Here is a 12,536-nt window from a genome sequence, read left to right as displayed (position 1 = left end):
CAGACGAGATATTGAGTTTTCCCCTCACCGTAAAAGTAAGGGGAAAGGTCTGAGAGATGGGAGTCATTACGCTTAAAGAAGGACTAACGATTATCTGAATTGTGCCGCATGCAGTTGCGCATAGCGTCCCTGAAGCGCTAACAGGGCATCGTGAGTGCCCTGCTCAATAATACCGTCCCTGTCGACGACGATAATCCGGTCAGCGTTCTGAATCGTCGCCAGACGGTGAGCAATCACCAGCGTGGTACGCCCCTGAGATAATTCGGCCAGAGATTGCTGAATCGCCTGTTCGGTGGCCGTATCCAGTGCTGAAGTTGCTTCATCAAGGATCAGGATTGGCGGGTTCTTAAGGAAGATACGCGCAATCGACAGGCGCTGTTTCTGCCCGCCGGAGAGCTTCACACCCCGCTCGCCAATGACCGTATCCATTCCCAGCGGTAATGCATCAATCACCTCATCCAGCCGTGCCTGACGGGCGGCCTCACGGATCTCCGCTTCGGTCGCTTCCAGCTTCCCGTAGGCGATGTTCTCACGGATAGTGCCGCCGAACAGGAACACGTCCTGCTGCACAATACCGATGTTATTACGCAGCGAAGCCTGCGTCATGTCGCGGATATCAATCCCGTCGATAGTTATAGAACCGCTGTCGAGTTCGTAAAAGCGCGGCAGCAGCGAACACAAGGTCGTTTTACCCGCACCCGACGGCCCGACGAACGCCAGCGTCTCGCCCGCTTTGATTTCAAGATTGATGCCGTTGAGAATTTTACTGGCCGGCGTATAGCCGAACACCACGTCGCGATAACAGATATCACCACGCAGATGCTCAACGATCTGTGCATCAGGACGATCGACAATGTCAGGTGCGGTATCAATCAGCTGAGTGAAGCGTTTAAAACCGGCGATGCCTTTCGGATAACTTTCCAATACCGAGGTAATTTTCGCCACCGGACGGAAGAACACTTCCACCAGCAACAGAAAGCCGACAAAACCGCCGTAGCTCAGCTGACCGTTCACCACATACCAGGTTCCGGCAATCATCACGATAATCTGGATCAGGCGCGTACTCAGATAGCTCAGCGTCAGGCTGGCGGTCATGATGCGATAGGCTTTGAGCTTGGTGGTGCGGTAGTTTTCGTTATCCGAAGCAAAGAGTTTTTTCTCATGCGCTTCGTTGGCAAAGGCTTTCACCACGCGGATGCCGCCAATGCTCTCTTCGATACGGGCGTTGAAATTCCCCACCTGACCAAACAGACGCCGCCAGGTTTCAGTCATCTGCGCGCCGTAGCGGCTGACCAGAAACGTCATGAACGGCACAATAATGATGGTCATCAGCGCCAGCGGCAGATGCACGGTCGCCATTAAGATGAACGCGCCGATGAAGGTCATGATCGCGATAAACAGATCTTCCGGCCCGTGGTGTGCCACTTCCCCCACTTCTTCCAGATCCTTGGTGACGTGAGTAATAATGTGGCCGGTTTTGGTATTGTCGTAATAACGGAAAGAGAGTTTCTGTAAATGGCTGAATGCCTGACGGCGCATATCCGTCTCGATACCGACCCCCAGCGCATGTCCCCAGTAGTTGACGATAGCCATCAAACCGGTGTTGAGCATATAGATGAGCAGCAGACCGACGGTCGCCGCCAGAATCAGCACAAAGTCATGGGCTGGCAGCAGTTTATCAATGAAGACTTTGATCGCCATCGGAAAGCCCAGCTCCAGCAACCCACCCAGGATGGCGCAGCCGAAATCGAGATAAAACAGTTTTTTATAGGGTGCGTAATAAGAGAAGAAACGGTGGAGCATCATGCATCCTCAGAGGAATGGCCCTGGCGCGGGCAAGTTCGCTAGTCTAAATGAAAACTGTTCTCAGTTCACGAGGGAAATGGCGTTCCCGATTCGCTTCGAAATGCGGTTCGAATCCGCTTTTTAAATTCAAAACCGTGGGCGTCGGCCCACACCGGCCAAGGGAGACGCGCGCGCCTCCCTTGGAACCCTGCGCTAATTACTCCGTTGCTTCGCCAGTTGGGATGGCCGTGTTTCAGGCACCTTGGTGATAGCCGCAAAATGTCGCCGCGTTGCGGTCCCTTCGCTACGGGTTCGAGCCATAGGTCTTGAACCTCTTGCTCAGCACCATTTTTGAATGCGGCCTCGACATTTTAAAAGATAAACACAGTCTGGATTTTGAATTTAGAAAAGCGTCGGCCGCGTTCAAAACGACGTCGAGGGAGAGGCGCAAAACCGCGTAGGGTTTTACGCGGGTTGAAGCCCGAACGGAGAGCACCGCGCGGCGGCGACTGGCCGCCTTCTGGGCAGGTGTGGGCAGCAGGCCCACGGTTTTGACGTTGAATTTAAAAAGCCGGTTTGAGTGGCAGCCCAAGGTCTTGAATTTGAATTTAAAATCAAAATGAAATCTAAAACCTACTGCTTCGCCTTCCGCTTAATCACGATCCAGCTAATCAACCCGAGGATGGCCCCAAAAACGATAAACCAGATCCCCAGTGCAAACTGCGGCGGCATTTCGCCAAGCGACGGGTCGCTATTGCCGACAATCAGACCGTGGATCACCGCGACAATGCCAATGACGATAAGTATCAGACTGTTACGCAGTAAACGGCGCGGCAGGGAGAAGGGTTTTCTTTCAATGGCCATGGGGGCATCCTTGAGATCAAATTTGGAAAAAACGAAGGGCGCATCATAGCGCCCTTCTGTTTCTTGTCAAAATACCGTGTGCAGTCACTGTCAGCGACGGTTACGCACCAACTGGTAACGGCGGGTGAGATATTCAACCGGCGCGCTCCAGATATGCACTAAACGGCAGAACGGAAACAGCAGGAACAATGTCATCCCGAGCACCAGATGCACGCGGAAGATAAATGCTACGCCATCAAGATGCGCCGCTGCGCCGCCGTGGAAAGTCACCACGGATTGTGCCCAGCCGACCAGTTTCATCATTTCACTGCCGTCCATATGCTGGGCGGAGAATGGAATAGTGCTGAGCCCCAGCGCACACTGAATCACCAGCAGTGCGATGATCATAATGTCACCGAAACTGGAGGATGCACGAACGCGGTCGTTGCTCAGACGGCGCCACAGCAGCATGCCTCCGCCAATCAGCGTCATCACGCCGCAGGCGCCGCCTGCCCACATCGCCATTTGCTGTTTCACCGGCACCGGCAGGAAGGATTCGTACATCCAGTGCGGTGTCAGCATCCCGAAGGCATGACCGGCGATGATGCCGAGAATACCAACGTGGAACAACGGCGACGCGATACGCAGGATTTTTTTCTCCATGATCTGGCTGGAACCGGCGCGCCAGCTGTACTGGCCGTAGTCATAACGCAACCAACTGCCGACCAGGAACACGGTGCCGCACAGGTACGGATAGATATTAAAGAAGAAGTTGTTGAGGAAGTCAGTCATTTGCGTGGTTCCCCCGCAGGTGTGTCATCTAGGTTCAGGTACTGGGGCGCAACCGCACCCGCAAAGCGTTTCTGGTGCGCGGCTTCATCACCACTCGCACAGCTTTGCTCGCCGAGGAACTTAATTTGTTCCTCTTCCCAAACAGCATCCAGCGCGGCCGGTGTGTCATCACGCGCTTCCTGTTTAATACTGTCGCGCACGGTTTGGGTGGCAATATCCGCACCGGACATCGCCAGCAGCAGATCAAACAGTTCAGCGTAATGACTGTTGCGCTCCTGCAAACGGGCGCTGAGCAAGGCCAGAATCGGCGCGATATCACGCAGGCCATCGCGCGCCTGCGGCTCATCACCGGTGGTCAGATACTCCAGATAAAGCGGCAGGTAATCCGGCAGCTCGCGGCTGTCGATTTCCAGACCAGCTTCACGGTACTGCCCCATCAGATCCACCATCGCCTGTCCGCGATCCCGTGATTCGCCATGTACATGCTCAAAGAGCAGCAGCGACGTGGCGCGGCCGCGGTCAAACAGACCGGTGTAGGCAGACTGCGCATCTAACAGGTCTTGCTGGCAGAAATTCTGGATATAGAGCGCCAGATCATGGCGCTGTTGCACACTAAGCTCAGTGGATTTGTCCACTGCTTCGAACAGTTCCAGCCGGTATTCCCACAGGTCAGCGGACGGATAATCAAGCAGTAAACCTATGACACGTAAACTGTTCATGAGTCCTTCCTTTCAGTTTTCGCGCCGATGTCGATAGCGTCGATACGTTTACTGTTGAACAAGTTGAATTTGGTGTCGCTGCCGTGGCAGCCGTCGCCGAAGCTGAAACCACAACCTTTGGCTTCTGGGAAGGCTTCACGCGCCTGCTCACGATGGCTGGAAGGCACCACGAAACGGTCTTCGTAGTTAGCAATCGCCAGATAACGGTACATCTCCTGCGCCTGCGCTTCGCTCAAACCGACCTGCTCCAGCGCGCTGGTGTCTACCACGCCGTCTACCGATTCGGCACGTTTGAAGTGACGCATCGCCAGCATACGTTTCAGGGCCAGCAGCACCGGCTCCGGGTCACCCGCCGTCAGCAGATTTGCCAGATATTGCACCGGAATGCGCAGGCTTTCGACGTCAGGCAGCACGCCGGTGTGCGGCAATGCGCCCGCGTCGGCGGCGGACTGAATCGGAGACAGCGGCGGCACGTACCAGACCATCGGCAGCGTGCGGTATTCCGGGTGCAGCGGCAATGCCAGCTTCCACTCAATCGCCATTTTGTACACCGGCGACTGACGGGCAGCGTCCATCACTGACAGGGGAATACCGTCGATTTCCGCCTGAGCAATCACTTGCGGGTCATTCGGATTAAGGAAGATGCTCATCTGGCTTTCGTACAAGTCTTTCTCGTTTTCGACGGAAGCGGCCTGTTCGATGCGGTCTGCGTCATACAGCACCACGCCGAGGTAGCGGATACGGCCTACGCAGGTTTCGGAGCAGACGGTCGGCTGACCGGCTTCGATGCGCGGGTAACAGAAGATACATTTTTCTGACTTGCCGCTTTTCCAGTTGAAATAGATTTTTTTGTACGGGCAGCCGGTCAGGCACATGCGCCAGCCGCGGCATTTGTCCTGATCGATCAGCACGATACCGTCTTCGCCGCGTTTATAAATCGCGCCGCTCGGACAGGTCGCCACGCAGGCCGGATTCAGGCAGTGTTCACACAAACGTGGCAGATACGCCATGAAGGTGTTTTCGAACTCGCCATACATCTCTTTTTGCATGTTGGCAAAGTTCTGGTCAGCAGAACGCTTGCTGAATTCGGTGCCGAGATCGTCTTCCCAGTTCGGGCCGCCAACGATATTTTTCATGCGTTTACCGGTCAGCAGTGAGCGCGGACGGGCTACGGGCTGATGTTTACCGTCTTTGGCGGTGTGCAGATGCTGATAGTCAAAATCAAACGGCTCGTAGTAATCATCGATTTCCGGCATATGCGGGTTAGCGAAGATTTTATGCAGCAGGTTAACTTTGTTACCCATGCGCGGTTGCAATTTACCGTTGATTTTACGGATCCAACCGCCCTTCCATTTTTCCTGGTTTTCCCAGTCGTGCGGATAACCCAGACCCGGTTTGGTTTCCACGTTGTTAAACCACGCGTACTCCATCCCTTCGCGGCTGGTCCAGACGTTTTTACAGGTCACGGAACAGGTGTGGCAGCCAATGCATTTGTCGAGATTCAGCACCATGCCGACTTGTGAACGAATTTTCATTTGGCTTTCTCCTGTACTTTTTTAGGGAGGACTGCGGCCTGCACGTAGTCGTTGCCTTCGTCGTCTAACCAGTCGATACGGTTCATCTTGCGCACAATTACAAACTCATCGCGGTTCGAACCCACGGTGCCGTAGTAGTTAAAGCCGTAAGACAGTTGCGCGTAACCGCCAATCATGTGGGTCGGTTTCGGGCAGACACGGGTCACGGAGTTATGAATACCGCCGCGCTGCTGGCTGATCTCAGAGCCCGGAATGTTCACGATACGTTCCTGCGCGTGATACATCATGGTCATCCCCGCCGGTACGCGCTGGCTGACCACGGCACGGGCACTCAGGGAACCGTTGGCGTTGAAGGCTTCGATCCAGTCGTTGTCTTCGATACCCAGACGTGTCGCATCCTCTTCACTCAGCCAGACAATCGGACCACCGCGGCCTAACGTCAGCATCAGCAGGTTATCGCTGTACGTGGAGTGAATGCCCCATTTCTGGTGCGGCGTCAGGAAGTTCAGCGCCATCTCCGGATTGCCATTCGGTTTAGCGTTGAGCAGTGGCTGCGCAGCGCGGGTATCGATTGGCGGACGGTACACCAGCAGGCTTTCACCGAAGGCGCGCATCCAGGCATGGTCCTGATAAATCTGCTGACGGCCTGACAGCGTGCGCCACGGGATCAGCTCATGCACGTTGGTGTAACAGGCGTTATAAGAGACGTGCTCATCTTCCAGGCCTGACCAGGTCGGGCTGGAGATGATTTTACGCGGCTGAGCCTGAATATCACGGAAGCGGATTTTCTCGTCTTCTTTATTCAGCGCCAGATGCGTATGGTCGCGACCGGTGTTGGCGCTGAGCGCAGCCCAGGCTTTCACGGCGACCTGACCGTTGGTTTCAGGTGCCAGTGTCAAAATCATTTCGGCGGCGTCGATAGCGGTGTCGATATTTGGACGCCCTTTGGCCGCTCCGCTGGCTTTGGTGTAATTCAGTTTTTTGAGCAGATCGACTTCACTGTCGGTATTCCAGTTGATGCCTTTACCGCCATTGCCCAGTTTTTCCAGCAACGGACCGATAGACGTAAAACGCTCATAGGTGTTCGGGTAGTCACGCTCAACCACCATCAGATGCGGTGCAGTGACGCCAGGTATCAGTTCGCACTCGCCTTTTTTCCAGTCTTCCACGCCAAACGGCTGAGCCATTTCAGCGGCGGAGTCATGCTGGATCGGCAGCGTCACCAGATCGCTTTCCACACCTAAATGGCCGACGCAAACGCGAGAGAACTCTTTGGCGATGCCTTTGTAAATTTCCCAGTCGCTTTTTGAATCCCAAGCCGGGTCAACAGCCGCAGACAACGGGTGAATAAACGGATGCATATCCGAGGTATTCATGTCGTCTTTTTCGTACCAGGTGGCGGTCGGCAGAACGATGTCGGAATACAAACAGGTGCTGGACATACGGAAATCAAGCGTCACCACCAGATCCAATTTGCCTTCGCCGCCCTGTGCTTGCCACTCCACCTCTTCAGGCATGATGCCGCCCTGCACGCCGAGATCTTCTCCCTGTATACCGTGTTCAGTACCCAGAAGATATTTCAGCATGTATTCGTGGCCTTTACCGGATGAACCCAACAGGTTAGAACGCCACACAAACAGGTTGCGCGGGAAGTTCTGCGGTTCATCAGGCTGTTCGGCCGCAAAACGCAGGCTGCCGTCTTTCAGGCTGTCTACAGCGAACTCCTGAGTGGTTTTTCCGGCTTGTTTGGCCATGTCGGCCAGATTCAGCGGGTTAACGCTCAACTGTGGCGCAGAAGGCAACCAGCCCATGCGTTCAGCACGCACGTTGAAGTCAATCATGCTGCCGGTGAACTGGGATTTATCCGCCAGCGGTGACAGTAATTCCTGCGGCGCGACGGTTTCATAACGCCACTGGCTGGAGTGGTTATAGAAGAAGGAGGTGCTGTTCATCTGGCGCGGCGGGCGCTGCCAGTCGAGGCCGAAGGCCAGTGGCTGCCAGCCGGTTTGCGGACGCAGTTTTTCCTGGCCGACATAATGTGCCCAGCCGCCGCCGCTCTGACCAACGCAGCCGCAGAAGATCAGCATGTTGATCAGGCCACGGTAGTTCATGTCCATGTGGTACCAGTGGTTCATACCGGCACCGACGATGATCATCGAACGACCATGGGTTTTGTTGGCGTTATCTGCGAATTCAGTCGCGATACGCACGATGTTTTGTTGTGAAACGCCGGTGATCAGCTCCGCCCAAGCCGGGCTGTAGGCTTTCACTTCGTCAAAGGTTTTGGCACAATTTTCATCATTCAGACCGCGTTCTACGCCATAGTTGGCGAGGGTCAGGTCATAAACGCTGGCCACCAGCGCGGTGGACCCATCGGCCAATTGCAGGCGTTTCACCGGCAGTTTGTGCAGCAGCACCTCTTCCAACGCGACGCTGTTGAAATGTTCGCTGACCGCGCCACCAAAGTAGGGGAAACCGACGTTAACGACGTCGTCGTGCTTGTCCATCAGGCTCAGTGTCAGGTTAACTTCCTGCTGATCTTTACCTTCGCGGGCTTCCAGATTCCACTGGCCCTTCTGGCCCCAGCGGTAACCGATTGAACCTTGCGGGGAGACCAGGTCGCCGGTGGTTTCATCGATAGCGATGGTTTTCCACTGCGGGTTATTCTCCTGACCGAGGTTGTCCACCAGGTCAGACGCACGCAGCATACGGCCTGCGGCGTAGTGGCCCTCTTCACGCTCTTCGAGCATCACCAGCATCGGCATGTCGGTGTAACGACGCACGTAGTCGGTGAAATATTGGCTCGGGTTATCGAGGTGGAAAGACTTGAGGATCACGTGGCCCATCGCCAGCGCCAGTGCGCTGTCGGTGCCCTGTTTCGGTGCTAACCAGTGGTCACACAGTTTGGCGACTTCGGCGTAGTCCGGCGTGATAGCAACAGTTTTGGTGCCTTTATAGCGTACTTCGGTGAAGAAGTGGGCGTCCGGAGTACGGGTCTGCGGAACGTTGGAACCCCAGGCGATAATGTAGGAAGAGTTATACCAGTCGGCGGATTCCGGCACGTCGGTCTGCTCACCCCAGGTCATCGGCGATGCCGGTGGCAGGTCACAGTACCAGTCGTAGAAGCTCAGGCAAACGCCGCCAATCAGGGAGAGATAACGCGCGCCCGCGGCATAAGAGACCATCGACATGGCCGGAATTGGCGAGAAGCCAATGATGCGGTCAGGGCCGAACGTTTTGGCGGTATAGACGTTGGATGCGGCAATCAGTTCATTCACTTCCTGCCAGCTTGAACGCACAAAACCACCACGTCCGCGTGCTGCTTTATACTGTTTGGCTTTTTCTGGCTGGCTGATAATTGAGCCCCAGGCATCCACCGGATCACTGTGCTGCAACTTGGCTTCGCGCCACAGTTGGATCAGTTTTTTACGCATCAGTGGATATTTCAGGCGGTTGGCGCTGTAGAGATACCAGGAGTAGCTTGCGCCACGCGGGCAACCGCGCGGTTCGTGGTTCGGTAAGTCCGGACGGGTGCGCGGATAGTCAGTTTGCTGGGTTTCCCAGGTGACCAGGCCGTTCTTGACGTAGATTTTCCAGCTACAGGAACCGGTACAGTTAACGCCGTGGGTGGAACGCACCACTTTGTCATGCTGCCAGCGGCTGCGGTAACCGTCTTCCCAGTCACGATTGGTATTGAGCGTCTGGCCGTGGCCGTCGGCAAAAGGTTCAGCTAACGTTTTAAAATAGCGAAACCGGTCAAGAAACTTGCTCATCCGGGACTCTCCTGTGCAGCCGCCTGAAGCGTGCTGTCGTTATGGTATAAAGCGGGGAATGTCGACATTGCTCTTGGTACTCAACGTAACTGCGAGGGTAATCAGTACGGGGAGGCGGCTAATTGATTGTGATCAACCCAGCGCCGTTAGGTATTATTTTATATATCGAAAAATACCCCTAAAGAGGTACTCCACAAATGTGAGTTAACTTATTGATTTTTAAGATGTATAACGTGGTTTATATCTACAAGAGAGGCTGACAGGTTAACGAAGGAAAATTGGAGGTATTGGCAAGAAAACGGCCAGTTTTCACACAGACCGCCCTGATTCACAAAAAATTTTTGGCTTTATTCAGCAGTGAGGCTTTGGTTATCACCCCGAGTAAACGACGGGTTTCAGCATTTTCGAGCACCGGCAGACGCTCCAGCGGTGAGTCACTGAACATCGCCCACGCCTGCTCAACGCTGGCATCCTGATACAGCGTGGTGAATTCCTGCTCGATAAACGCTGTTATCGGGTCGTCGGCTTTGAGGCTACCGTCAATAATGCCGCTGGCCAGCACGTTGGTCGGCACCACGCCGAGAAAACGCGCCTGCCGGTCCACCACGTACACGTAGCGCGTACGCTGTTTCAGCCCTTCACCCACCACGTCGGCCAGGGTGGAATCCACCACCATTTTCGAGCACGGTGCGATCAGGGAGGCCACCGAACTGTATTCAAACTCATTTTTGGCCGCAAAGCGCGCATTGTGCCGCGTCAGCACCGGATACGTTCCTCCGGTTTTCAGGCGTGATGCAACCACATAGGAAATAGCGGTCGCCAGCATCAGCGGGAACAACAACGAGCTGTTGAGAGTCATCTCAAAAGCCATCATGATCGACATCAACGGCGCATGGCTGGTCGCTGCCAGCAGCGCACTCATCCCGATGGCGGCGTACAAACCGACGGGGCCGGGATCGAAACCCAGCGATTGCAAAAACGTACAGACCAGCGCCCCGCTTGCCGCACCAATCAGCAGTGATGGGGTAAACAGCCCGCCGACCGCGCCGGAACCGACGGTGATCGCTGTGGCGACAATCTTCAGCACCAGCACCAGCAGCAGCGAAGTGTGCAGGTCGCCGTCGTTAAGGATCAGATCAATCACTTCAAAACCGTTACCCAGCACCAGCGGTGACACCATTGCCACCAGCCCGACCGCCAGACCGCCAAGCCCGAGGCGCAGCGCGGGGTGGGATATCGGCTTCATCCACTGACGGACTTTATCGATAGAAGCGATAAACAGCGGCCCAAGCGTGCCGGTTACCACGCCAATCGCCAGCACGGTGACAATCGCACCCGGCGACGGACTGAAGGTGGCTGACGAGAACAGATAAAGCGGTTCGTAATCGGTGATGGAACGCACGGTCAGCACGGCTACCGAGGCGGAAATAAACAGCGGGATAAGCCGCTGCACGGCAGTGACGCCAAAGGCGATTTCCGCTACAAACAGCGCACCGGCCAGCGGCGCATGGTAAACCGCTGCCAGCCCGCCCGCGGCCGCCATAGCGATCACGTCAGACTGATGCAGCCCCTGAAAGCGCGAAAAACGCCCGAGCAGGCTGCCGCTCAGCGCCGAAAGCTGCACCATCGCCCCTTCGCGGCCGATAGAACCACCGCTGGCGATACTGGCGAGTGACGACGCCGCGCGCAGCAGCGTACTGCGCAGCGGAATGCCCGGCAGGCGCTGGTCGATAACATCCAGATAGTCCGGCATTTTTCCGTGTTTACGTTCAACGCTGAACGCCCACAGCAGGATAAACCCCGCAATAATGCCGCCCGCCGCAGTGATAAGCGGCCACACTGCACGCGGGTACTCAAGGAAGGCTTTAGTGATGTCCGTTCCGTCGGTAAACATCAGGCCATTGATGCCGGAGATAGCACCGCGAAACGCAATCGTCACCAGCGCGGCGATAATCCCGGCAGGGATGGCAATCAGTAAGTTAATCCAGTCGCCCTTCTGCCAGGCATCAGGCACTTTCAACGTCATAGTTATTCCGTATGGTCAGCGTATCGGCCGGTGACGCAGGGTAGCACTTTACTGCCCGTTATCGCACCTGCTGAAAACAGGCAATACAGGACTTTCCACTCCTCGGTGGCTTTCTCAAAACATTCATATAAATGCCTTATATTTGACCAAATAGTCCAAATATTAATCACTAAACCGCTTTACTAAACCGGTTTACTTTGTTATCACCTTGATACGGAAAGTTTGAAAACAATGATGCCCTCACCAGGGAATTCATTCAGGAGAAGAGATCCATGACTAAACGCGTTTTGTTATTGGGTGAAAGCTGGGTCAGTTCCGCCACGCACTATAAAGGCTTCGACCAGTTCGGCAGCGTCACTTTCCATTTAGGCGCTGAGCCGTTGGTCAATGCGCTAAAAGGCAGTGAGTTTGAACTGACCTACATGCCCGCCCACGAGGTGGTAGAAAAAATGCCGTTTGATCTCGAAAGCCTTAAGGCTTATGACGCGATCATTTTGTCGGATATTGGTGCCAACTCCCTGTTACTGCCACCTGCCGTCTGGCTGCACAGCAAACCGATGCCCAACCGGCTGAAACTTTTGCGTCAATGGACCGAAGAAGGCGGTGGTCTGATGATGATTGGCGGTTACTTCTCGTTTCAGGGGATCGACGGCAAAGCGCGCTGGCGCAATACACCGGTCGAAGACGTCCTGCCGGTCACCTGCCTGGCGTATGACGACCGTCTCGAAGTGCCGGAAGGTTTCTCCGCGCATATCACCGGTGATAAAAATCATCCGATCCTGCAAGGGATCGACGGTGAATGGCCGCTGCTGCTGGGTGCCAACGAAGTGCTGCTTAAACCCGGCGCGCAAGTGCTCGCTACCCTGCCCGCCGACGAAGGTGGCCACCCGCTGCTGGTCACTGGCCATTACGGCAAGGGCCGTTCAGTAGCATGGACGTCAGACATTGGGCCGCACTGGGTTCCCGGCGAGTTTATCGCTTGGCCGGGTTACGACCTGCTGTGGAAAAACTGTCTGCGCTGGCTGACGCGTCTCGACAACGCCTGACCGTCCGTTACTGCAGG

Annotated in this window: 8 protein-coding genes; 1 reads left to right on the top strand and 7 read right to left on the bottom strand. The window is 55.3% G+C overall.

The features are described 5' to 3' along the window. Positions 1-90 precede the first annotated feature (90 nt). From ACZRKO_RS05955 to ACZRKO_RS05925, 7 genes are all read right to left on the bottom strand, one after another. The gene (locus ACZRKO_RS05955; protein ID WP_463737483.1) at positions 91-1,803 is read right to left on the bottom strand and encodes an ABC transporter ATP-binding protein; all 1,713 of its coding nucleotides are present in this window, start codon (positions 1,801-1,803) and stop codon (positions 91-93) included. A gap of 615 nt (positions 1,804-2,418) precedes the next feature. After that, positions 2,419-2,649: an LPXTG cell wall anchor domain-containing protein gene (locus tag ACZRKO_RS05950; RefSeq protein WP_463736302.1), complete on the bottom strand. Its 231-nt coding sequence runs from the start codon at positions 2,647-2,649 to the stop codon at positions 2,419-2,421. Between the two features lie 90 nt (positions 2,650-2,739). Beyond that, the gene (gene narI, locus ACZRKO_RS05945; protein ID WP_463736301.1) at positions 2,740-3,420 is read right to left on the bottom strand and encodes a respiratory nitrate reductase subunit gamma; all 681 of its coding nucleotides are present in this window, start codon (positions 3,418-3,420) and stop codon (positions 2,740-2,742) included. Then, positions 3,417-4,139 carry a nitrate reductase molybdenum cofactor assembly chaperone gene (narJ, locus tag ACZRKO_RS05940; protein WP_463736300.1) on the bottom strand — a complete coding sequence of 241 codons (723 nt, stop codon included), beginning with the start codon at positions 4,137-4,139 and terminating at the stop codon, positions 3,417-3,419. The genes narI and narJ overlap by 4 nt, the downstream gene beginning before the upstream one ends. Further along, positions 4,136-5,674, bottom strand: a complete 1,539-nt coding sequence (gene narH, locus ACZRKO_RS05935) for a nitrate reductase subunit beta (RefSeq protein ID WP_463736299.1) — start codon at positions 5,672-5,674, stop codon at positions 4,136-4,138. Before narH ends, narJ begins: the two co-directional genes overlap by 4 nt. Further along, entirely contained in the window at positions 5,671-9,447 is a 3,777-nt protein-coding gene (locus ACZRKO_RS05930) for a nitrate reductase subunit alpha (protein WP_463736298.1), read from the bottom strand. The genes narH and ACZRKO_RS05930 overlap by 4 nt, the downstream gene beginning before the upstream one ends. A gap of 328 nt (positions 9,448-9,775) precedes the next feature. Then, complete coding sequence (locus tag ACZRKO_RS05925; protein WP_463736297.1) at positions 9,776-11,473, bottom strand: ClcB-like voltage-gated chloride channel protein; 1,698 nt, start codon at positions 11,471-11,473, stop codon at positions 9,776-9,778. 272 nt (positions 11,474-11,745) lie between these two features. Between ACZRKO_RS05925 and ACZRKO_RS05920 the strand changes: the two genes are divergently transcribed. After that, positions 11,746-12,519 carry a glutamine amidotransferase gene (locus ACZRKO_RS05920; RefSeq protein WP_463736296.1) on the top strand — a complete coding sequence of 258 codons (774 nt, stop codon included), beginning with the start codon at positions 11,746-11,748 and terminating at the stop codon, positions 12,517-12,519. Positions 12,520-12,536: the final 17 nt, after the last annotated feature.

Source organism: Ewingella sp. C233, from assembly GCF_055407225.1.
This window is presented reverse-complemented; position numbering and strand designations above follow the sequence as displayed.

Excerpts from the sequence above, each read along its gene's own strand:
- ACZRKO_RS05955 (WP_463737483.1), bottom strand. The coding sequence starts at position 1,803 with ATGCTCCACCGTTTCTTCTCTTATTACGCACCCTATAAAAAACTGTTT.
- ACZRKO_RS05950 (WP_463736302.1), bottom strand. The coding sequence starts at position 2,649 with ATGGCCATTGAAAGAAAACCCTTCTCCCTGCCGCGCCGTTTACTGCGT.
- narI (WP_463736301.1), bottom strand. The coding sequence starts at position 3,420 with ATGACTGACTTCCTCAACAACTTCTTCTTTAATATCTATCCGTACCTG.
- narJ (WP_463736300.1), bottom strand. The coding sequence starts at position 4,139 with ATGAACAGTTTACGTGTCATAGGTTTACTGCTTGATTATCCGTCCGCT.
- narH (WP_463736299.1), bottom strand. The coding sequence starts at position 5,674 with ATGAAAATTCGTTCACAAGTCGGCATGGTGCTGAATCTCGACAAATGC.
- ACZRKO_RS05930 (WP_463736298.1), bottom strand. The coding sequence starts at position 9,447 with ATGAGCAAGTTTCTTGACCGGTTTCGCTATTTTAAAACGTTAGCTGAA.
- ACZRKO_RS05925 (WP_463736297.1), bottom strand. The coding sequence starts at position 11,473 with ATGACGTTGAAAGTGCCTGATGCCTGGCAGAAGGGCGACTGGATTAAC.
- ACZRKO_RS05920 (WP_463736296.1), top strand. The coding sequence starts at position 11,746 with ATGACTAAACGCGTTTTGTTATTGGGTGAAAGCTGGGTCAGTTCCGCC.